This window comes from Variovorax paradoxus EPS, assembly GCF_000184745.1.
GTDB classification, from domain to species: domain Bacteria; phylum Pseudomonadota; class Gammaproteobacteria; order Burkholderiales; family Burkholderiaceae_C; genus Variovorax; species Variovorax paradoxus_C.
Genome location: NC_014931.1, coordinates 5,588,226 through 5,608,250, shown reverse-complemented (window position 1 = coordinate 5,608,250; position 20,025 = coordinate 5,588,226). Strand labels below are relative to the sequence as shown.

Below are 20,025 nucleotides of genomic sequence, written 5' to 3'. Positions count from 1 at the left end.
ACCACGTTGCCGGCAGCTGCGAGTGTTAGGTCTAGGAAAAATTGAATGCATATTGGCCTTATCACGAAGGCCTGGAGGCGATCGCTTTTCCCAGCAGGTTGTTGGGTATCAGGTCTCTTGTCATAGGCATGGGAGGCAACAACGGATTTGCTCTATAGGGGTAGGTGACCCTTACCGTGACTTGTGCCGGATTGGAAATATTCACTTCGAATGAAGCGGGCGTAACTTTTGTTCGCAACCAAGCGAGCCTCGATGCCGGTGTCGTGCCTGCACTGGCAGGCGTAACAAGTGACGATGCGAGCGATTCATAAATAACGGTTTGAACGCGTGAGTCATTGCTTGCAATGTCGTGACTGACGAGTAGTGCCGCCCTTGCGCCATCTTCGGCCGCGCGCGAAACAGCTTGCTGCACGTAGAACACTGAGCCGACCGTGGCAAGGCCGTAAATGAAAAGAAAAAGAACCAGAAACACCAAAGCAAACTCAATGGCCGCCAAACCTCGCTGCAAGCGTCGCACTCCGCCATTGCCGTGCCTGGAGCCACCGGAAATCATTGCTTTCTCCCGTCGAGCAGCATGCTGGCCTGACCTATCAATTGGCTAGGTACGGCGAAGCTCGGCAGCGGCGGCAACAGCTGTCGCATGTTGGTTGCGGTAATTGTCACCACCATCTGGCATCGGTCTTCCCACGCGACACCACAAACTGGTGAAGTGCAGTTATTGGTGGCGACCTGACATACATTGGCATCGGCGTCTCGCGTTACCACTGCCGGCATCCAATTGCTGCGAAGCAATGCGACGGCTTCTGCCTCAACCTGCCGGGCCGGCAAGTTCAATTGATAGCGCAACGCAGCTCGCGCTCCATCTTCAGCCGCATTCTGCAAGCCGAAGCGCAGCGCCACTACGAGGCCGTAACAGACGATCGCGTACAGCAGAGCGAAAAAAAGCAAGAACACAATCGCGAATTCGATTGCATAGATGCCGCGTTGGCCGTGTGCGGCTGAATGTGAACGCGGGATCGTCATGATGTTCTTGCAGCTTGGTCGATACAAGGACGCGGCGGCTACTTACCGCTCCCGCTCCCGTTGGCCGACTTCACAATCGAACTCATGCGCTCAGGTATCGGGAACTCGAAGCTTTTCAAATAGCGCTCGTAGCTCCTGTTCGCCACGCTTCCTGCGATTGGACGAGGCGTTGCAGAAGCCAACTCACCGCTACGTTGCCAAGCGAACAAGCCCTGTGTGGCATCACCCACTTGCAGGGGAGGCTCTATCTCATACTCGTACTCGGCTTGTGCCATGTCGTCCGCGGCATGCCGGTCTGGCAAAGGTGTTGCGGTATGCAGGTCTGTTGGCTTCTTGCCGTCCGCAGGAGCCTCGGCTATTGCGCGAGTGCCGGTGGCGGGCTTAGTCGCTGGTTCCTGTGCCGTTGCAACAGATGCAGTGGCAAGAGTCAGCGCCAGTCCGAGAGCAGACAAGGCAGCGGGACGACGGATTGGGTTGTGCTTCATTGCGTACCTTGTGAAGTCGGGCTAGATAACGATGCGGGCCCCAGATCAGCCTGCGGCGGATTCAAGCGGCCGATGGAGCGTGTGCCGCCAACGCCGGACCAGCGCGAGGCTTTGAGAGCGAGAGGCGCAGCCTCCGTCTCGTCGGTGCGCGTTGGGCTGTTCTGACTTCCAGAAGCCAGAGAAAACGGTTGAGTGATCGTCGATGCAAAAACTGCGGGCTGCCCCGAGCGCAACTGTCGTGCTGCTTCCACGACACCGGCGCGGGTGGCGGCCGGCATGCGCGAGGTTTCCATCAACGAGTTCGCCTGTGCGGTCTGACCGCTGAGTTCCAGATACAGCGCGAGATTGGCTTGAGCCTGCTGGCTGTCGGGCTTGAGTTGCAGAGCCTGCATCAGCGGAAGGCGCGCTTCGGACATCAGACCAGCACGGAGACTGGCATAGCCCAAATCGCTCAGCAGCAGTGCGTCGGTCGGCGTGCGGCGTTGTGCCTGTTTCAGCATCTGAACAGCCAACGTGTAGTCGCCGCGGGCACCTGCCAAGAGGCCGAGACCGCGATATCCCGCCGCCTCCAGTGGCGTCCCCATCAGACGCTTGTACGCATCCTCGCTCATTGCAGCCTGGCCCGTTTGCCGTAACGCGTCGCCCCTCATCCGGTTGGACTCGGGCGAGACGCCCCAGCGCTGCTCAAGAGCGTCGATGTGCGCCAGCGAAGCGAACCACAGACCTTCCTGCTGCATCTGCTCGACCAGCCTGAGATAGGTTGCTTGCGTATCGACGTTGGCGCTGGCTCTCGTATCGGTGGCCGCCTCTGCCGCCTGTCGCTGCTGCGCGTCGGCGCTGGCTGCGTATTGATCCTTGACGTTGGCACAGCCAATGGTCGCCAATGCAAGCACAGTTGCAGCGGCGCATGCCGCGATTCGTCTTGCAACCATCGGATGGATGGCTGCGCGCAGAGGGGGAAGGCCACGTTTTTTCATTTGCTGATGGACCCCAGTGAACGAATGATCGCAATGAATCCCGGTCCTGCGGTGACGATGATCAAAGCGGGCAACAGTGTCGTGACCATGACGCCGGTCATCTTCACGGTGATTTTCCCGATCCGATCCTTCATTTCAGAACGACGATGCTCGCGCAGGCGGTCGCTGAAGATACGCAACGGCTCCTGAATCGCACCGCCGTGGCGATCGACCTGAACGAGCAGGGAAACAAGACCCCCAAGGTTCTCGTTCTTGTGAAGCGTCGCAAGGCGTTGAAGTGAATGCTCGCGCGTGCGCCCTTGACTGTATTGGCGATTGGCAAACGCCAACTCGTAGCCAAGTACGCGGAGCACGTGCGAAAAATCATTTGCCATGATCTGCAAGCTCTGATCGAGGCTCAATCCCACGCCCTGCAGCAGCCTCAAAAGATCGATGAAAAGGGGAAGTTCCTGCGCCACGCGCTCCCGCCGGGCGGCGGCAAATTGGCCCAGAACCCATTTAGGCACCATGAATCCAAACACAAAGGCGACCACCAACACAGCGATGACAGTGCGCTGCGAATGTCCGGTACTCCAGAGTGCGTACACGAGCAATGGGAGGAGCACCGCCAATGCGATGCGAGTAACAAGGAAGATCAGTTGCGCTCGCTGCGATGGCAAGCCGCATTGATCGATGAGTTGCCGATCTTCATCTGCAACAAGCGCTCGTCCCATTCGCGTATCGAGCCAGTGAAAGGGCAGTTCGATGTCGGATCGGGGCACCTCAGGCTCTGCTGTAGACGCGGGTTCGATCTGCGTTTCTACCCCCCGGCGGATGGCGCGCCCAATCGCGTGTCCGCTGCGTGCGCGCCGCAATTCAGTCGCAATCAGCGCACCGGCTGCAATCGTCAATCCAAGCGCCAGCAGTACAAGGCTGGCAACTGCCAATTGAGCGGAGGTAAGCGTCATGCGAGTCTCGCCAATCGATAGAGAAACGCTGCACCGAGTAGCTGAAGTCCTACTGCGGAGAAGATCAACATGCGCCCCGTGCCATCGTTCCAGAGTCCCATGAAATAGCTGGGATTGGAAATCATCAGGAACGTGCAAACGCCAACGGGCAACAGCCCAAGGATCCAAGCGGAGAGCCTCGTTTCCGAAGACATTGCCACCAGCTCGTGCTCGGCCTGTTCACGATCCCGCATGAAATTGGCGACACGCTCCAGCAAAAGGTCGGCCCTGCCGCCGTAGCGGACGCCTAGGCCCAAAATCGAGGCCAGCAGATACATCTCTTCGATGCGTACGCTGACAGCCGTCTGGTGCAGTGCACGGTCTAGATCGACGCCCGCCCTGACCAGACTGGCGGCGCGATCCAGATAACCCCGCAACGGTGGCTCACAGTTTGCAATAGCTAGCTGAAAGGCTGCCTGCGTGGAGTTTCCGATGGTGATCAATCGCACCATGGAATCGATGTAGGCTGGAAGTTGACTGACCAGTTGGCGACGGAATTTCTGGAGGCGCAGCCAGAGTGCGAAAGATGCCACCAGTACGAGCAGAAGTAGAACGCCACCCGCAGCAAGCCATCCGGCGAATGACCCGACCAATGCACACATCATCAGGATGAGGACCGCAGCGATCACCGCAGTGCGTGCTCGAACTACCCCCACCAGCCAGTCCGGCAAGAGAGTCTCAATGCGACTCTTGCGTGGCAGTGTGGGTAAATCCAGGCCCGTCTCCAGCCATGGGTCAGACGTGAGTTCGGAGGGAGCGCTGCCCAGAGAGGTTTCGCGCAATGGCATTGGCACAGGCACTTCAGCTGCGAGGCTGGCCTCGATTCGCTGCGCGAGATGCCGATCCGCTGTTTGCTTGCTCTGGCGATTCTTGGCCCATTGCCACAACAGCAGCCCCGCGGCTGCCATCAGCAACGCGATGCCAATCGCAACGACCAGTGCTTCACGCACGGTGTTCTCCAGGCTGCGGCCGCGCCAGAGTCTGGCGGAAGCGCGTGATCTTCGGAGAATGCGGCGCGATACCTAGTGACACCCAGCGATCGCGCTCCTCGCCATCGGGCGAGACGATGGGCTCGTACCGATACAGCTCCTGCATGGCGACTATGTTGTCGTTGACGCCTGTGACTTCACTGAGCGAAAGAATTCGCCGTTGACCGCCCGACAGGCGCCCGATTTGAACAATGAAGTCGATCGCATTGGCGATCTGCCGGCGCAGGCTGGTCTCGCTTCCCTGATAGCCCGCAAACCCAGCAAGCATCTCAAGCCGGTAGAGACACTCGCGTGGCGAGCTTGCGTGGATGGTTCCCATGGAGCCTTCATGGCCGGTATTCATGGCTTGCATCATCTCGATGACCTCTGCGCCGCGCACCTCGCCAACGATGATTCGGTCGGGCCGCATGCGCAGGCTGTTGCGCAACAGGTCGCGGATTGAGACCACGCCAGCCCCATCAAAACCACCGGGCCGGCTTTCGAGTCGCACCACGTGGCTGGTTCCAAGGGATAGTTCGGCTGTGTCCTCGATGGTGATGACGCGTTCTCTTGAGGGAATGAAGCTCGCGAGCGCATTGAGCAGCGAGGTCTTCCCCGAACTCGTACCGCCACTCACAAGGATGTTGCAGCGAGACCGTACAGCGATTTCCAGCAGTTGTGCCATGCCGGCATCGAAGGTACCCAGCTTCACAAGATCTGCTGGCGTGAGCGGCTCCTTGCGAAACTTCCGTATCGACACCGACAAACCGTCGATCGCGAGTGGTTCGATGATCACGTTGATCCGCCCGCCGTCGGGCAGCCGCGCGTCGACCATCGGATTGGCTTCGTCCAGCCGGCGACCGAGCGGCGCGAGGATGCGGCGCACGATGCGCATCACATGTTCAGTGTCGGCGAACCGCAAGGTCTCGCGTTCCAGGATACCGTTTCGCGACACATAGACATTCGTGTGCCCGTTGATCAGGATGTCTTCCACCGCGGGATCGTTGAGCAAATCTTCCAGCGGGCCGAAGCCCGCGAGTTCCTTGGTCAGCGCATCGGCGATGAGCTGCATCTCGCGGTCGTTGATCGGCACGCGGCGCAGGCGCACGAAGCTGTCGACCTCGAGTTCGACGAACTGCTGAATCGAGGCGCGCGACCAGCGGCCGAACTCCGCGCCCAACTCTTCGATGCGGCTCAGCAGATGGTCGTGTGTCCAACTCTTGATGTCCTGGAACTGCTGCGAGTTGATGAACGTCTGGTCGTCGTCGGCAAATTCGATATCGGTGGACATGGGCTCAACCTTCACTTGGGCTCTTCCGGAAGCGCGATATCAGCGCGCCCCAGCGAGGATCTTTGGCCGGCGGTTGGCCCGCTGGAGACATGAATTCCTGGTGCAGACTGCGGGCTAAGACCGAGACTGCCTGCGAATAGGGGTCGGTGCGCGCGGAGCGCACCAGCATCTCGCCGCGGCTCGCAGCGGTCAGCAGTTGTGCGCTGCGCGCGGGCAGCACGTGGCGCAGAGGCAGTTCGAGGCGCTCGGCAATGTCCTTGGCGGAGAGTCCCACGTGGTTGTCGAACTTGTTGACCACCAGCGAAAGGCCCTCAGTCTCCACGCCGCGCGAACGCAGTTCCTTGAGCAGATGGGCGGTCGACACGATGGCGCCAATGCTCTGATCGCAGACGACCCAGGTTCGCTGCGCTTCACGCACGGTCTGCGCGATGAAATCGACGGTCGAGAAACCGCCAAGATCGGCAATCTGAAAATCGAAGAAGTCGCTCAGACGCTTGATGAGCGCTACCGAATCGGCATGCGAAATCTCGCGAACCTGCGTGAGGCTGGCGGGCAATGGCAGCACCGCAACGCCGCTACCGTGATGCGCCAGTGCGGTGTGCAGCAGGGTCTGATCGAGCCGTCGCAGGTTGCGCACGCCGTCAACGAAGCTGAAACCACTTTGCGTGTCCAGGTATAGAAGGCCGTCACGCGCGGGCAATCCCAGGTCGAGCAGTGCCACCCCATGCCGCGAGACCCGGCCTGGAGGGCGCGCGGGCGTCTGGGTCAGCAGGTCATGCAATGTCAATGCGAGGCTGGTGGCCAGCGTGGTGACGCCCAGTCCCGCCCGGGCGCCGAGCAGCGTCAGAGTGCATCCGCGGGAGCCCACCTGCTGGCTGCTGCGCCGTTCAAGCAAGGTTCGCAACGTGCTCACCGCATCAGTGGGAGGCGCCGCCATGTCGATGAAATCGTCGACGCCCGCGCGCAGTGCCGCGAGCATGGCTGCGGGTTCGGCAGAGACACCGGTGGCGAGTATGGGCAGGGCCGGCCAGTCGCGCTTGAGTCGCTGGTGAAGCGAGGCGGCGATGGCACTCTGCTCGGACGAGAAGTCGATGAATACTGCAACCGGACTCAGGAGCGTGATGCGCTCGTCAATCGATTGAGTGTCTGGTCCGAGCACCACCACAGAGCCCAGGCGCGCAAGCGCATCGGTCAGCCAAGTGATGTGGCCGCCGTCAATCGAGGCGAAGAGATAGGTTTCTGCGCCCACTTCCGGAATGCTGTCGCGTGGAGCGTTCATGGTGCGAATCGGCGGCGCGTGGTCCGTCTTCGTCAACGTGAGAAACCAGGAACCGCCGTACCGGCTGCTCCACCAAGGAAATACGAACGCCATACGGCACCGTCGCGCTGTTCTGCCGTGCCGGGAAGGTAGGGCGCCAGGTCGGTACCACGAGCGATTGGCTTGACCAGATGTGGCGTCACGAGGATCACGAGTTCCTTCTCGCTCATCTGGTATTTGTTTTGTTTGAAGAACGAGCCAAGGATCGGCAGATCACCGAGCAGTGGAACTTTGTCGGCGTTGGACGTGGTGGTGCGACTCACAAGGCCGCCGATGATGAAGCTCTCGCCGTCGCCCAGTTCGACAGTGGTGTCTGCGCGCCGCGTGCTGATGGCCGGCACTGCGATACCGTTGATGCTGAGCGAATTGGTGTAGTCCAGGTCGCTGGCTTCGGGCGCCACCTTGAGCACGATGCGGTCATTCGACAGGACGGTGGGCGTCAGCGTCAGGCCGATACCGAAAGGCTTGTATTCGATGCTTGTGGTGCCCAGACCCTGGGGCACAGGAACAGGCAGTTCTCCACCCGACAGGAAACTCGCGCTTTGCCCCGACATCGCGACGAGGGTCGGTTCGGCAAGCACTCGCGCCATGCCGTTGCCTTCGAGAAACCCTACGTTCAATCCGATGCCGGCCTTGCCGAAATTGAACAGTAGGCTGAACGCCTGTGCCAGCGGATTGTTGTATTCGCCATTGATCGACCCGTCAGAGGCAAACGTCGAGGACTTGAGACCGGCCGGCGAGAAGACGCCAAAGCTGAAGCCATTGGAGTTTGCGCGAGTGCTGAAGATGTTCAGGCCAGCCTGCTTGAGCACGCTGCGATTGAATTCCACGACTTTCACTTCGACCTGGACCGTGTTGCTGCGCACGTTCACGATCGAGCGGTCGACGAGGGGCGTCTTGTCGCCGGCGCCGGCGGAGGCTGCATCGCGTGCCTGCTGGTGTTCGACCATGCTGTCCAGCGTGCCTGTCAACGTGGAGGCGCGGCGCCGGACTTCCAGCGCATAGGTCGTGGCGCTGGCACTCCCTTTTTCCCAGACCATCAGCGTGGTCCGTCCCGCGGTCTTGCCGGTGATGATCAATCGTGCCGCCGGGGAATTTGGGGTCTTGCGGGTGATGGTTACGCCAGCCACGGTTTCGTCGGCGATGGCCAAGCGATCGATGCCCTTCTGGATCAGCAGTTCTTGCTGAGTACCGGCGCCAACGACCAACGGAATTTGCGATTGGCGCGGTGGTGGCGTTGCATTGGCAGCCACAGAAGCAGCGGGCCAGATGCCAGGAGCAAAAAGGCACAGCACCAACAGGGACGGGCGAAGCAAAAGAGAGCCTGCAGCTCTTGGACTGCGGGTGACGCTGACCGACTTCGTACGGAACTTGTAAGGCATGTTTTCTTTCTTGGACTGGGCGCTTGCTGGCTGTTGGATCAGTAGTTCAGTGTTTCGCTTTTCTCGCCGCGAATCACCTCGACCTGCAGTCCGGCTCGCGCGGGACTGCCAGCGCGGGCACCGGTCACGACGGGCCGAGCGGCGGCCGTCGGGGGGCGAGCGCCGGATTGGCCGCCGGTGACCAAGTCGACGGCAGTCAGGCCGGCCTGTGCCCGATCCAGTCCTTCCAAGGGGCCGCGAGGCGGCTCTCCGGCCTTGGTGCGCGGAGGCTGCAACGCTGTCGGCAATTCTGCAAAAAGCTTTGGGTCAGGCTCCTGCATATCGGTTGGATTGCGTAGCGCCAGCAGTAGGCGGCCGCTCGATTCGGCCAGCGTGAGTCGATTGATGTCATCTACCGGGACTGCAAGCACCGCCGTTCGCGCGGGTTCGGCACGTTGAGGCTGCTGCTTGTCTGCGGTTTTCGAAGTCAAGCCGTCCACAGAGGCGTTGCCAAAGGCCAGTACTCGTTTCCGGGAGAGCAGCAGCCTTGCCTGGCTGCGATCCACGTCTTTGCCATCGGACTTGAGCAGGATGAAAACATCGACGAAGTCACCAGGTTGAACCTTGTTGCCCACGCCCATGACCTCGTCAGCCTTGACTGCCACGGCACGTTCGCCTTCGGCGATCTTCAGAGCCAGGCCGGAAACCAGTTGACCTTCAAGCAGGGGGGTGCCTTCGCCGAGATCCAAGACTGGCACGCGTCCGGTCGCCACGGCTGTGTCCTGGAATGCGCCAGACGGATTGATGGTCAGTCGCTCCACGCGCAGGGCGTCGGCGGGGATGATCTGTCCTGCAGGCAAGGCCTTGGCTGCTACTACCACGGGGTAGGTGACAGCTTGCTGTGTCTTCGCCGACGCTGTGTTGGGCGTTGTCGCGATAGGGCGTGGTGCAGGCGCTTGGCGGCTGAGCATCCAGGCATATCCCCCTAGCGCGATGGCCAGGAGCACCAGGATGGCGGCAATGATTTTTGTGAGGTTGATCATGAGCGGCGTGCTGAAGGAGGGGGCAAACGATCCGTGTTCGACGATGAGCAGCCCGCGGTGGCAGGGGAAGCGCTAGCTATCTCTGTCGGCCCCAAACCATCCACACCGCGGTGGCCAATGCAAGATAGGCCGCGTAAGGAATAAAGCGCGCACGTCGGCGCGGACCGTTGATGTCGGTGCCAGCAGATGGGTTGCCCGACAACATCAGCGAGAGCCGTGGAAACCACGGCCAGCGCTGCAACACCAGCCAAAGCACGCTATGTGCGCCGGCCAGCAAGCTTGCGCCGATCCATATCGGCACCAGTGCTGAGGCGCCCACCCACAGTCCGAGAGCGCCTGCGAACTTCACGTCACCTGCTCCCATGAGTCCAGCAGCGTAGAACAGCAGCAGAAATCCGAAGCCGACCGCGCTGCCAATAAGTGCAGAGCTCCAAGAGTTCCCGAATGGCTGTAAACCGAAGGCGAGTGCCGCCAAGGCCAAAGTGGCCCCGGACAGCACAAGCCAGTTCGGAACACGCCGTTTTCGAAAGTCATAGACGGTGACGAAAAGCAGCCAGATCAGGAGCGGAATCTCGGCTTTCAGAGTCGAGGCCTTGATTACGGGGTGACGGTGTCCAGCGCGGTTGAAATTCTTCCGAAAACGCCTTCGATTGCGCCATAAAGAGTTCCGGATGGGCTGAATACGGCGACCAAAAGAACGGCCATCATTCCCGCAATAATTCCGTATTCAATTGCGGTAGCACCTTCTTCATCACGAATAAAACGAGTAATAGAACTGAACATGATTTACCCCTTGAGGAGAGTTGAACAACGACTGGCAGAGCGAATGTTATACAGAGTAACTCCCTGTATCAACACTGAAAACCCCCAGGGGTGAGGTCCTCGGTGTGCTAATGGGGAAGTACATAGCAGGATGGCGGCCAGCCTCCTGCCACCCAGTCCAGGACGATCCTGGTCAGGGTTGTTAACAATCTAGAGACGTATTTTTCCCTCTGTAAACCGCGTCCGACCTCCCATGAAGATGGGAGGGAACGTTACGGTGGCGGGAACGCGCGGGAGGGGGGTGTTACGGGAACAAACGCGTTACGTGTTACGTAGCACGGGGTCTCGGAAGGCGAGTTGTAACACCCAAAATAGGCACTTTCGGTGCGCAAAAAATCACAGATTTGGGGGGTGCCCCCATCGTCGTCAGGGCTTCGACAGGGTGTTCAGCCCAGGATTTCTTCGTGAAAGAGCTTCCACTCGCTGCCTTGGCGCAGCCAGTACTGGCGCCGGGTGCGCCCGCTCTTTTCGCCTTCGAAGACTTCTCCGAAGGTGGCGACCATGGTGTCGTCGCCGTCGCGCCAGTGCAGGTAGGACATGTCCTTGAACTGGACGCGCTTGCCCTGGGCATATTCCACTTCGTCGTGCGGAGCCGAATTACCGTCGATGGGTTTTTTGCTGCTGCGCTGGAAATCCGGTAAATAGAATTTCTTTAATTGCGCTTCATTTCCGCTGGCCCGTGTATCTTTCCAGGCGGTAATTGCATTGGTAAATGTCTGGGCTTCTTTTTCGGCCTGCGGCGGCGAAATCCATTGCAGGCTGCGGGCGGTGACCACCGGCGTGGCGCCGATCTGCACCTTGCGCAACAGCTGCTTCAGGTCGGGGTTGGCCATGACCACGCAGCCGTCGCTCGCGAGCGGCGCCCGGGCGAACTGCTGGGGCGGGGTGCCGTGCAGCCAGATGCCGCTGCCGGTGCGGCCGCGCCGCACGTCGTACGGGTTCGGGTAGTTGATGGGCAGGGCGCCCGCACCGTAGAAGTCCTTCAGCGATTTCGGGTCGAGGCGGCTGGTGATGTAGTACACGCCCAGCGGGGTGCGGGCATCGCCCTCGGCGAGCTTGTCGGTGCCCGACTTGCCGACCGAGATGTAGTAGTCGGCCACCAGCTTCAACCCCTTGTCGGAGTTCTCCAGCAGGTACAGGCGCGAGCGCGAGGCATCGACCGCAATGGCGTAGCGGCTCCTGGTCGAGAGCGACAGGAACTGCGAGGGCACGGTGCCCACCGGCGGCCGCTCGCGCAGGGCCTGCAGGCGGCGGCGCGATTCCTCGTGCAGTTCGGACATGGCCGGGTTGCCGCGCATCCTGGCGATGCCGGCCGTGTCGGGAAGCGAATTCGTGGGCGGCAGCTGCGCCGCGAGCAGATCGCCGTAGACGAGCTGCGCGAGCTGGAAGTTCGGGTAGTCCCGCACCAGGTCGCGCGCTTTGGCGAGCGCAGGGCGGGCCTGGCCTCGGCCGAACATTTCGTAGACGGAGATCAGGCGGGCTTCGGCGCTGCTGGCTTCCTGGATCGACCCTGCAGGTGCGGCCTTGCGGGCGGGTTTGGCTGCGGATGCGGTCCGGGTCTCTGCCAGTGCAGCCTTCTTGCCCTTGGCCTGCGCCGACGACTTGCCGGCGCCGCCCCGGGCTTCTTTGGCGGAAGCACGGCTGCCGGACGAGGCGTGCGCCGCGCTGCGGCTGCCGGTGCTGCTCTTGCCGGCCTTGGCGCTGCTGCCGGCCTTGGCGCCGCTGCTGGTCTTTGCGCTGCCCGTCTTGTTCGATGAAGCGAAGGCGGCGCCGGGTGCTGCCAGCATCAGCGCCGATGCGGTCATCAGCGCTGCGAGCAGGTTTCCGCGGCGCGGAAACGGAGGATTCTTGAGCCGGCCGCGCCGGACGAGGTCTGCCACTAGCCGCCGACGCTTTCCTTGCGAATGTGCCATTGGTTGCCCGAGCGCTGCATGTCCAGCGTCTTGCGGCTCGAGATGTTGAGGTTGTCCGCGCGGTAGATCTGGCGGAACTTCGCCGTGGCGTTCTGCCCGTCGACCTTGATCACGAGGTTCTCGATGTTCACGCTGATGCTCGACTTGCCGACGATGCGGGCGCGCCGTTCTTCTTCCCAGCCCTTGCGGCTCTGGCCGCCGCCGGGTGCGAAGTCGGGGCCGTAGGCGGCGAAGTAGCGGTCCATGTCCTGGCCGGCCCAGGCGGAAGCCCAGCCGCGCACCGCGGTTTCGACTTCGGCGCTGGAGGCCGGTGCGGCAGCAGGTGCCGGCGCCGGAGCGGCTTCAGGCGCCTTGGCGGCCGGCGCAGCCGCGACCTTGGCGGGAGCCGGAGCGGGCGCGGGTGCGGGTGCCGGTGTTGCGACGGGTGCGGGCGCTGCCGCCACCTTGGCGGGAGCAGGAGCCGGCGCGGGTGCAGGTGCAGCGGCAGGTGCCGGGGCGGGCGCCTTCGCGGCGGGCGCGGGCCGTGCGGCCTCGGGCGCTGCCGCCACCAGCGTCGCGGTCTTGGCGCCCGGCGTCGGCGTGAAGAGTGTGCGGATCACGGCCAGCTTGGGCTGCACCGCGGTGTTGTTCTGGTCGAGCTGCAGCGCCTTGCTGTAGGCCTGGCTCGCGAGCCGCGCGTACACGTCGCCGAGGTTCTCCTGGGCGGTGGCGTAGCTGGGGTTGGTGCGAATGGCGCTTTCCAGCGCGCTGCGGGCCTTGTCGAACTGGTTCTGGCTCGCGTAGATCACCGCGAGGTTGTTGAACGGCTCGGGCAGTTCAGGCGCGTCCTGCGTGAGCTGGGTGAAGGCGGCGATCGCCTCGGCGCGCTTGCCGGTGTCCAGCTGGATCACGCCCTTCAGAAAGCGCATCTGCGGATCGCGGGGCTTGTCCTTCAGGAATGCATCGGCCTTGGCCATCGCCTCGTCGAGCTTGCCGGCCTGCATGAGGCGGTCGACGTCTTCATGCTCGATCGCGGCCAGTGCCGGGAGTGCCACGCCGCAGGCGGCAACGGCCAGCAGCAGTGCGCGCACGGTGGGAGAAAAGGAGAAGCGGGCGCGAGGCCGGGGGCTCTTGGGCATTGCGGACAAGACCTCGTAGGGGTGGATAACGCTGCAGGTTGGGCGGCAGGCATTGTAAGTGGGCGGGTAACCCTCCGAAACAGGGATAACGGGTCTTTCGTCGTGCCCGCAACGCGCCAGCCCCGGGGCTTTCCCCGTGGGCGCCAGGCGGCCTGTGCCCGGAGGCAAAAAAAGCAGGCCCTCGCATTTACCAGGTGCGCCGCTCTTCCGCCGCAGCACGCGGGTGGTTCGGCTCGGCGACATGGGGCAGGCCTTCTTGCGCGACTGCGCCGAGGTGGTCGGCCGCTTCGCCTCGCTGCTGAACAAGTGCCGCACCACCTGCCGGATGGCGCCGGCCGCGGCTATTTCTTCGCGGGGTTGATCGTGTATTCGATCTTCGTGCGGTCCTTGTAGGGATCGTTGTCGAAGAACTTCTTCTCGTGCGAGATGCGGATCTCGTAGCCGTCGCGCACGCCCTCGAGCGACGCCGCGCTGTCGGTGGTCACCGGGGCGAGCGTGGGCTTGTAAAAGGCCGCGACCGTCTTGAAGTCGTCGGTGCTGAAGGCCTTGACCGCCGCGCTCGTCACGCGGCCGGCGCCGTCGGTGTCGACGCTCACGTCGGTCATCGCGGTGTTCGGCGGCACCGCGACCAGCGCCGCCAGCGCGGGCGGCAGTTCCTTGGCGCCGCTTTTTTCCTGGATGCGGTAGTGCAGCCCGCCCTTGTCGTTGGGCTCGCCCTTGGCGGCGGCCGATGATTCCATGCTGCTCACGACCCAGGCCGAGATGAGCAGGATCGGCGTCGCAATGGCGCCCACGTACAACAGAAAACGAAGGCGTTCCTTGGTATGGAAAAACTCGATCATCGGTGCTGAATCTCCCTCTGGCTGCCTCGCGGCGGCGCCATGTGCGACGCGCGGGCGGGCCATCCTGATGGCCCCGCGCGGACGGACTTTGGACTTGCGCGGTACAGCATGATCCAGTAACGTTTGAAACAATGTGGTGACATTTCATCACTTCTTTCATTGCTCTGGAGTCTCCCTTGACGATCACCAAACGCCGCCTGCTGGAAGGCGGCGCCGCGGCTTTTGCCACCTCGCTCTTCGCGCCCGGCGCGTGGTCCCAGCCGAAGCCGGCCGCTGCCGAAGCCGCATGGCCCACCAAGCCCGTGCGCATCCTCGTGGGCTTTCCCGCCGGCGCCTCGCCGGACCTCGCGGCCCGCGCCATTGCCGAGCCGCTCGCGAAGATCCTTCGCCAGCCGGTCACGGTCGAAAACAAGCCCGGGTCCAGCGGCAACCTCGTGGCCGACCAGGTGGCCAAGGCGACCGACGACCACACCATCGGCGCGCTGATCAACGGCAACCTCACCATCGCCAAACTGCTGAACCCCGCGATCCCGTTCGATCCTGAAAAAGACTTCGCGCCCGTCGGCATGGTCGGCACCGCGCCGCTGGTGCTCGCGGTGTCTGGCAACGCCCCCGGCAAGACGCCGGCCGACCTCTTGCTGTGGGCGCGCAACCTCGGCACCGGCGGCAAGTACGGCACGCCCGGCGTGGGCACCGTGGGGCACCTGGGCATGGAGCTTCTGAAGAGCCGCGCCGCCATCACCGCGCAGCACAAGCCCTACACCGGCAACCCGCAGGTGATCGCCGGCCTGCTCGGCGGCGAGATCCAGCTGGCCCTGTTGCCGCCAGGCCTGGCGCTGCCGCATCTGAAGTCGGGCAAGCTGAAGGCGATCGGCGTCACCTCGCCCGAGCGCAGCCCGCTCGCGAGCGAACTGCCCACCATCCGCGATGCGGATGTGCGCGGCGCCGACCTCGAAATCTGGACCGCGCTGGCCGCGCCCGCGGGCATGAACAAGAACGCGGTGGCGCGGCTGAGTGCGGCGCTGTCCGAAGTGACCAGCATGCCCGACGTGACCCAGGCGCTGCTCAAGACCGGCTGGCAGGCACAGCCCGGCACGCCCGAGGCGCTGGCCCGCCGCATGCGCGCGGACACGGCGCGGCTGGGCGGCGTGATCATCATGAAGGGCATCCACTCCGAGGCTTGATGCCTTGTTCCCTCTCCCTCTGGGAGAGGGCTAGGGTGAGGGCACGACGGCCTCAACCTGAGGCCGGCCTCATAGCACCTAGAGCAGCCGCGACACCTGCTTCGCCGCATCGATCAGCGCCGGCAGCATCGTCTCCTGCATCACCTTCGCGCTCGTGCGGTTCGCCTGCCCGCTGATGTTGAGCGCGGCCACCATCTGGCCCTGCTTGTTGACGATGGGCGCGGCCACGGAGATGAGGCCTTCTTCGAGCTCCTGATTCACCAGGCACCACTGCTGCTTGCGTGCCTGTGCGACCTTGGCCATGAGCGCATCGATGTCGGTCACCGTGTGCTTGGTGAGCGCCTCGATGTTCGAGGCTTCGAGCCGCGCGCGCACCTCGTCGTCTTCAAGGTCGGACAGCAGCAGCCGGCCGAGCGACGTGCAGTAAGCAGGCAACCGCGAGCCCACGCCCAGGCTGATGTGCATGATCTTCTTGGTCGGCACGCGCAGCACATAGACGATGTCGGTCGCATCCAGCACGGCGGCCGAGCACGACTCCTGCACCTCTTGCACCAGCGCCTCCATCACCGGCTCGGCGCGGTTCCAGATCGGCATCGACGAGAGGTATGCAAACCCGAGGTCGAGGATGCGCGGCGTGAGCGTGAAGAGCTTGCCGTCGGTCACCACATAGCCCAGCGCCTGCAGCGTGAGCAGGATGCGCCGCGCACCCGCCCGCGTGAGGCCGCTGACCGCGGCGACCTCGCTCAGCGTCTGGCGCGGCGCGCTCTCGCTGAACGAGCGAATCACCTGCAGGCCGCGCGCGAACGACTGCACATAGCTGTCGCCGGGGGCGGGTGTTTCGGTGTTATTGGTCTTGGGGGGCTGGGTTGCCATGGTGAGCGATCCTCTCTAGAATTCATTATACGAACAAATGTTCTGTATACGAACATTTCGAGTCGTCCGTTTTTCGATCCCCTTTCGATTCACCCGGAGACAAGCTTCATGATCAACAAGATCGCGCGCTCGGTCGCCGATGCCCTCTCGGGCATCCAAGACGGCGCCACGGTTCTCATCGGCGGCTTCGGCACCGCCGGCATTCCCGGCGAGCTCATCGACGGCCTCGTCGAGCAGGGCGCCAAGGACCTCACCGTCGTCAACAACAACGCCGGCAACGGCGACACCGGCCTCGCAGCGCTGCTCAAGGCCGGCCGCGTGCGCAAGATCATCTGCAGCTTCCCGCGCCAGGCCGACAGCCAGGTGTTCGACGGGCTCTACCGCAGCGGCAAGCTCGAACTCGAACTCGTGCCCCAGGGCAACCTCGCCGAGCGCATCCGCGCCGCGGGCGCCGGCATCGGCGCCTTCTTCTGCCCGACCGGCTACGGCACGCAGCTCGCAGGCAACCGCGAAACGCGCGAGATCAATGGCAAGCAGTACGTGCTGGAGTACCCCATCCACGGCGACGTGGCGCTCATCAAGGCCGAGCGCGGCGACCGCTGGGGCAACCTGGTCTACCGCAAGGCCGCGCGCAACTTCGGCCCGGTGATGGCCATGGCCTCGAAGAAGACCATTGCCACCGTGCACGACATCGCCGAGCTCGGCACCCTCGATCCCGAGACCGTCGTGACCCCGGGCATCTTCGTGCACCAGGTGGTGCGCATCGAACGCGTGGCGACGCAAGCCGGCGGTTTCAAGAAGGCAGCATGAACATGGCATACACACGTCGCACCAAAGACCAGTTGGCAGCCCGCGTCGCGCAGGACATCTTCGACGGCGCCGTCGTCAACCTCGGCATCGGCCAGCCCACGCTCGTGGCCAACCACTTGCCTGCTGGCCGCGAGGTCATCCTGCAAAGCGAGAACGGCATCCTCGGCATGGGCCCCGCGCCCGAGGCCGGCGAAGAAGACTACGACCTCATCAACGCCGGCAAGCAACCCGTCACGCTGCTGCCGGGCGGCTCGTTCTTTCACCACGCCGACAGCTTCGCGATGATGCGCGGCGGCCACCTCGACATCTGCGTGCTCGGCGCGTTCCAGGTGTCGGCCACCGGCGACCTCGCCAATTGGCACACCGGCGAGAAAGACGCCATTCCCGCCGTCGGCGGCGCGATGGACCTGGCCATCGGCGCGAAGCAGACGTGGGTGATGATGGATCTGCTCACCAGGCAGGGCACGAGCAAGCTGGTGCAGGCATGCACCTATCCGCTGACCGGCATTGGCTGCGTCAAGCGCGTGTACTCCGACCTCGCCACGCTCGAATGCACGCCGCAAGGTTTGAAGCTCGTCGACCTCGTCGAAGGGCTCAGCCGCGAAGAACTCGAGAAGCTCGTCGGTTTGCCCATCGCAGCCTGACCCGTTCAAACATTACAGAGACACAGATCACATGACCAACCACGCCTTCATCTGCGACGCCGTTCGCACCCCCTTCGGCCGCTACGGCGGCTCGCTCAGCAGCGTGCGCACCGACGACCTGGGCGCAGTGCCCCTGCGCGCGCTGATGGAACGCAACAAGAACGTCGACTGGCAGGCCGTGAGCGACGTGCTCTACGGCTGCGCCAACCAGGCCGGCGAAGACAACCGCAACGTCGCGCGCATGTCGGCGCTGCTCGCGGGCCTGCCGATCGAAGTGGGCGGGGGCACCATCAATCGCCTGTGCGGTTCGGGCCTCGATGCCGTGGGCACCGCAGCGCGCGCCATCCGCGCCGGTGAAGCCGGCTTGATGATCGCCGGCGGCGTCGAAAGCATGAGCCGCGCGCCCTTCGTCATGCCCAAGGCCGAGAGCGCCTTCAGCCGCAACAACGCGGTGTACGACACCACCATCGGCTGGCGCTTCGTCAACAAGCTCATGAAGGCGCAGTACGGCGTCGACTCCATGCCCGAGACGGCAGAGAACGTGGCCACCGACTACAAGATCGAGCGCGAAGCGCAAGACCTGATGGCGCTCAACTCGCAACTGCGCGCCGTGGCCTCGCAGAAGTCCGGCTTCTTCGACGCCGAGATCGTGCCCGTGAGCGTGCCCCAGAAAAAGGGCGACGCGCTCATCGTCAACAAGGACGAGCATCCGCGTGACACCACGCTGGAGGCGCTGGCCAAGCTCAAGCCCATCGTGCGCCCCGACGGCACCGTGACCGCTGGCAACGCCAGCGGCGTGAACGACGGCGCCTGCGCGCTGCTGCTGGCAGACGAAGCCAGCGCCGTGAAGCATGGCTTGACGCCCCGCGCCCGCGTGGTCGGCATGGCCACCGCCGGCGTTGCGCCGCGCGTGATGGGCATCGGCCCCGCGCCCGCCACGCAAAAGGTGCTGGCACTCACCGGGCTCACCATCGACCAGATCGACGTCATCGAACTCAACGAAGCCTTCGCCGCGCAAGGCCTCGCCGTGCTGCGCCTCTTGGGCCTGAAGGACGACGACGCGCGCGTGAACATCAACGGCGGCGCCATCGCGCTCGGCCACCCGCTCGGAGCGAGCGGCGCGCGACTGGCCACCACCGCGGTGAACCAGCTGCACAAGGGCGGTGGCCGCTACGCGCTGTGCACGATGTGCATCGGCGTGGGGCAGGGCATTGCCGTGATCCTGGAACGCGTCTGATGGCGATGGTCGGCCTCGCGCGACGCGAGCTGCTGCTGGGCCTGCTCGCCGCGGCGGGCCTGCCAGCGCATGCGCAGCATCAGAGCGATGCGGCCAGGCCCATCCGCATCGTCGTGCCCTTCGCGGCCGGCGGCGGCAACGACGTGTTCGCGCGCCAGATGGCCAAGGGCCTCGGCGAGCTGCGCAAGTCGGGCGTCATCGTCGACAACAAGCCCGGCGCGGGCGGCAACCTCGGCACCGAGCAGGTCGTGCGCAGCGCGCCCGACGGCAGCACGCTCCTGCTCGGCCACACGGGCACCGTGTCGATCAACCCCGCGCTCTACAAGGGCCTGAAGTTCGATGCGCGCAAAGACCTCGTGCCCGTCGCGATGTTCGCGTCATCGGCGCTCGTGCTCGTGGTGCCCGCCGCATCGAAGGTGCGCAGCGTGGCCGACCTCGTGGCCGAAGCCAAGGCGCGGCCCGGCATGCTCGACTACGCATCGAGCGGCAGCGGCACCGGCGGCCACCTGACCGGCGAACTCTTCGCGCAGCGCACCGGCACCAGGCTCAATCACATTCCCTACAAGGGCACCAACCCCGCGCTCACTGATCTGGCGGGCGGGCAGGTGCAGATGATGTTCAGCGTCATCCCGCCCGCGCTCGCGCTCGTCAAGAGCGGGCGGCTGCGCGCCATTGCCGTCACCGGCGACAAGCGCCTGCCTTCGCTGCCCGACGTGCCCACCGTGGCCGAGTCGGGCCTGCGCGAGCTCGCGGGCTTCGAGAGCACGCTCACCTACGGCCTCCTCGCGCCGCGCGGCACGCCCGATGCGGTCGTGAAGGAGCTTGCGGCGCAGATGCTCAAGGTGGCGGGCGACAAGGAATTCCAGTCGCGCCTCGACGTGGAAGGCGCCGTGCCCTTGCTCGGCGGGCCGGCCGAGTACGCAGCGCTCATCTCGCGGGAGAGCGAGAAGTGGGCGGCGATTGTCAAGAGCTCGGGCGCGACGGCGCAGTAGCAGCGGCAGCAACAGCAACAGCAACAGCAACAGCAACAGCAACAGCAACAGCAACAGCAACAGCAACAGCGGCAGCAGTCACGCAGTCAGTCGCCGCGCAGCCCGCATCGCACGGGCAGAGAACAAGTTTCAAACCAA

21 protein-coding genes are annotated in these 20,025 nt (G+C 63.8%); 5 read left to right on the top strand and 16 right to left on the bottom strand.

Annotation, left to right across the window (positions count from 1 at the left end; genetic code table 11):
- Positions 1-61: 61 nt before the first annotated feature.
- The 15 genes from VARPA_RS30840 to VARPA_RS25685 form a co-directional block, all read right to left on the bottom strand.
- Positions 62-553 (bottom strand): TadE family protein, encoded by a 492-nt coding sequence (locus VARPA_RS30840; RefSeq protein ID WP_013543520.1) that lies wholly within the window; start codon positions 551-553, stop codon positions 62-64.
- Entirely contained in the window at positions 550-1,023 is a 474-nt protein-coding gene (locus VARPA_RS25740) for a TadE/TadG family type IV pilus assembly protein (RefSeq protein WP_041943058.1), read from the bottom strand. The genes VARPA_RS30840 and VARPA_RS25740 overlap by 4 nt, the downstream gene beginning before the upstream one ends.
- A 38-nt stretch (positions 1,024-1,061) precedes the next feature.
- Positions 1,062-1,508: a DUF3613 domain-containing protein gene (locus VARPA_RS25735; RefSeq protein ID WP_041943057.1), complete on the bottom strand. Its 447-nt coding sequence runs from the start codon at positions 1,506-1,508 to the stop codon at positions 1,062-1,064.
- Positions 1,505-2,485: a hypothetical protein gene (locus tag VARPA_RS25730; protein WP_013543518.1), complete on the bottom strand. Its 981-nt coding sequence runs from the start codon at positions 2,483-2,485 to the stop codon at positions 1,505-1,507. The genes VARPA_RS25735 and VARPA_RS25730 overlap by 4 nt, the downstream gene beginning before the upstream one ends.
- Positions 2,482-3,432 carry a type II secretion system F family protein gene (locus tag VARPA_RS25725; protein ID WP_013543517.1) on the bottom strand — a complete coding sequence of 317 codons (951 nt, stop codon included), beginning with the start codon at positions 3,430-3,432 and terminating at the stop codon, positions 2,482-2,484. Before VARPA_RS25725 ends, VARPA_RS25730 begins: the two co-directional genes overlap by 4 nt.
- Complete coding sequence (locus VARPA_RS25720) at positions 3,429-4,421, bottom strand: type II secretion system F family protein (RefSeq protein ID WP_013543516.1); 993 nt, start codon at positions 4,419-4,421, stop codon at positions 3,429-3,431. Before VARPA_RS25720 ends, VARPA_RS25725 begins: the two co-directional genes overlap by 4 nt.
- On the bottom strand, positions 4,414-5,730 hold the full coding sequence (locus tag VARPA_RS25715) for a CpaF family protein (protein ID WP_013543515.1): 1,317 nt from the start codon (positions 5,728-5,730) through the stop codon (positions 4,414-4,416). The genes VARPA_RS25720 and VARPA_RS25715 overlap by 8 nt, the downstream gene beginning before the upstream one ends.
- Positions 5,731-5,734: 4 nt before the next feature.
- Entirely contained in the window at positions 5,735-7,009 is a 1,275-nt protein-coding gene (locus VARPA_RS25710) for an AAA family ATPase (protein WP_013543514.1), read from the bottom strand.
- Between the two features lie 32 nt (positions 7,010-7,041).
- On the bottom strand, positions 7,042-8,430 hold the full coding sequence (locus VARPA_RS25705; protein ID WP_013543513.1) for a type II and III secretion system protein family protein: 1,389 nt from the start codon (positions 8,428-8,430) through the stop codon (positions 7,042-7,044).
- A gap of 38 nt (positions 8,431-8,468) precedes the next feature.
- Positions 8,469-9,452: a Flp pilus assembly protein CpaB gene (gene cpaB, locus VARPA_RS25700; protein ID WP_013543512.1), complete on the bottom strand. Its 984-nt coding sequence runs from the start codon at positions 9,450-9,452 to the stop codon at positions 8,469-8,471.
- A 76-nt stretch (positions 9,453-9,528) separates the two neighbouring features.
- Positions 9,529-10,005 carry an A24 family peptidase gene (locus VARPA_RS30835; RefSeq protein WP_234975128.1) on the bottom strand — a complete coding sequence of 159 codons (477 nt, stop codon included), beginning with the start codon at positions 10,003-10,005 and terminating at the stop codon, positions 9,529-9,531.
- Positions 10,006-10,049: 44 nt separating this feature from the next.
- The gene (locus VARPA_RS30830) at positions 10,050-10,235 is read right to left on the bottom strand and encodes a Flp family type IVb pilin (protein ID WP_013543511.1); all 186 of its coding nucleotides are present in this window, start codon (positions 10,233-10,235) and stop codon (positions 10,050-10,052) included.
- Between the two features lie 425 nt (positions 10,236-10,660).
- Complete coding sequence (locus VARPA_RS25695) at positions 10,661-12,187, bottom strand: L,D-transpeptidase family protein (protein ID WP_013543510.1); 1,527 nt, start codon at positions 12,185-12,187, stop codon at positions 10,661-10,663.
- Positions 12,154-13,305, bottom strand: coding sequence for a nuclear transport factor 2 family protein (locus VARPA_RS25690; protein WP_013543509.1), 1,152 nt, complete (start codon positions 13,303-13,305; stop codon positions 12,154-12,156). The genes VARPA_RS25695 and VARPA_RS25690 overlap by 34 nt, the downstream gene beginning before the upstream one ends.
- A 341-nt stretch (positions 13,306-13,646) precedes the next feature.
- Positions 13,647-14,147 carry a hypothetical protein gene (locus VARPA_RS25685; protein ID WP_013543508.1) on the bottom strand — a complete coding sequence of 167 codons (501 nt, stop codon included), beginning with the start codon at positions 14,145-14,147 and terminating at the stop codon, positions 13,647-13,649.
- Between the two features lie 176 nt (positions 14,148-14,323).
- Here VARPA_RS25685 and VARPA_RS25680 point away from each other — a divergent pair, with 176 nt between their 5' ends.
- Entirely contained in the window at positions 14,324-15,331 is a 1,008-nt protein-coding gene (locus VARPA_RS25680) for a Bug family tripartite tricarboxylate transporter substrate binding protein (RefSeq protein ID WP_013543507.1), read from the top strand.
- 78 nt (positions 15,332-15,409) lie between these two features.
- On the opposite strand, the gene VARPA_RS25675 is transcribed toward VARPA_RS25680, so the two are convergent.
- Positions 15,410-16,204, bottom strand: coding sequence for an IclR family transcriptional regulator domain-containing protein (locus VARPA_RS25675; protein ID WP_013543506.1), 795 nt, complete (start codon positions 16,202-16,204; stop codon positions 15,410-15,412).
- A 108-nt stretch (positions 16,205-16,312) separates the two neighbouring features.
- On the opposite strand from VARPA_RS25675, the gene VARPA_RS25670 reads away from it, so the two are divergent.
- The 4 genes from VARPA_RS25670 to VARPA_RS25655 are packed head-to-tail and all read left to right on the top strand — an operon-like array spanning position 16,313 to position 19,887.
- Positions 16,313-17,014 carry a 3-oxoacid CoA-transferase subunit A gene (locus VARPA_RS25670; RefSeq protein ID WP_013543505.1) on the top strand — a complete coding sequence of 234 codons (702 nt, stop codon included), beginning with the start codon at positions 16,313-16,315 and terminating at the stop codon, positions 17,012-17,014.
- 2 nt (positions 17,015-17,016) lie between these two features.
- Positions 17,017-17,658: a 3-oxoacid CoA-transferase subunit B gene (locus tag VARPA_RS25665; protein WP_167330559.1), complete on the top strand. Its 642-nt coding sequence runs from the start codon at positions 17,017-17,019 to the stop codon at positions 17,656-17,658.
- A gap of 31 nt (positions 17,659-17,689) precedes the next feature.
- Positions 17,690-18,895 (top strand): 3-oxoadipyl-CoA thiolase, encoded by a 1,206-nt coding sequence (gene pcaF / locus VARPA_RS25660; protein WP_013543503.1) that lies wholly within the window; start codon positions 17,690-17,692, stop codon positions 18,893-18,895.
- Positions 18,895-19,887, top strand: a complete 993-nt coding sequence (locus VARPA_RS25655) for a Bug family tripartite tricarboxylate transporter substrate binding protein (protein ID WP_013543502.1) — start codon at positions 18,895-18,897, stop codon at positions 19,885-19,887. Before pcaF ends, VARPA_RS25655 begins: the two co-directional genes overlap by 1 nt.
- Positions 19,888-20,025 lie beyond the last annotated feature (138 nt).

What these genes read in the sequence shown, in the direction of transcription:
- VARPA_RS30840 (WP_013543520.1), bottom strand. Translation starts at nt 553, where the DNA reads ATGATTTCCGGTGGCTCCAGGCACGGCAATGGCGGAGTGCGACGCTTG.
- VARPA_RS25740 (WP_041943058.1), bottom strand. Translation starts at nt 1,023, where the DNA reads ATGACGATCCCGCGTTCACATTCAGCCGCACACGGCCAACGCGGCATC.
- VARPA_RS25735 (WP_041943057.1), bottom strand. Translation starts at nt 1,508, where the DNA reads ATGAAGCACAACCCAATCCGTCGTCCCGCTGCCTTGTCTGCTCTCGGA.
- VARPA_RS25730 (WP_013543518.1), bottom strand. Translation starts at nt 2,485, where the DNA reads ATGAAAAAACGTGGCCTTCCCCCTCTGCGCGCAGCCATCCATCCGATG.
- VARPA_RS25725 (WP_013543517.1), bottom strand. Translation starts at nt 3,432, where the DNA reads ATGACGCTTACCTCCGCTCAATTGGCAGTTGCCAGCCTTGTACTGCTG.
- VARPA_RS25715 (WP_013543515.1), bottom strand. Translation starts at nt 5,730, where the DNA reads ATGTCCACCGATATCGAATTTGCCGACGACGACCAGACGTTCATCAAC.
- VARPA_RS25710 (WP_013543514.1), bottom strand. Translation starts at nt 7,009, where the DNA reads ATGAACGCTCCACGCGACAGCATTCCGGAAGTGGGCGCAGAAACCTAT.
- VARPA_RS25705 (WP_013543513.1), bottom strand. Translation starts at nt 8,430, where the DNA reads ATGCCTTACAAGTTCCGTACGAAGTCGGTCAGCGTCACCCGCAGTCCA.
- cpaB (WP_013543512.1), bottom strand. Translation starts at nt 9,452, where the DNA reads ATGATCAACCTCACAAAAATCATTGCCGCCATCCTGGTGCTCCTGGCC.
- VARPA_RS30830 (WP_013543511.1), bottom strand. Translation starts at nt 10,235, where the DNA reads ATGTTCAGTTCTATTACTCGTTTTATTCGTGATGAAGAAGGTGCTACC.
- VARPA_RS25695 (WP_013543510.1), bottom strand. Translation starts at nt 12,187, where the DNA reads ATGGCACATTCGCAAGGAAAGCGTCGGCGGCTAGTGGCAGACCTCGTC.
- VARPA_RS25690 (WP_013543509.1), bottom strand. Translation starts at nt 13,305, where the DNA reads ATGCCCAAGAGCCCCCGGCCTCGCGCCCGCTTCTCCTTTTCTCCCACC.
- VARPA_RS25685 (WP_013543508.1), bottom strand. Translation starts at nt 14,147, where the DNA reads ATGATCGAGTTTTTCCATACCAAGGAACGCCTTCGTTTTCTGTTGTAC.
- VARPA_RS25675 (WP_013543506.1), bottom strand. Translation starts at nt 16,204, where the DNA reads ATGGCAACCCAGCCCCCCAAGACCAATAACACCGAAACACCCGCCCCC.
- VARPA_RS25670 (WP_013543505.1), top strand. Translation starts at nt 16,313, where the DNA reads ATGATCAACAAGATCGCGCGCTCGGTCGCCGATGCCCTCTCGGGCATC.
- VARPA_RS25665 (WP_167330559.1), top strand. Translation starts at nt 17,017, where the DNA reads ATGGCATACACACGTCGCACCAAAGACCAGTTGGCAGCCCGCGTCGCG.
- pcaF (WP_013543503.1), top strand. Translation starts at nt 17,690, where the DNA reads ATGACCAACCACGCCTTCATCTGCGACGCCGTTCGCACCCCCTTCGGC.
- VARPA_RS25655 (WP_013543502.1), top strand. Translation starts at nt 18,895, where the DNA reads ATGGCGATGGTCGGCCTCGCGCGACGCGAGCTGCTGCTGGGCCTGCTC.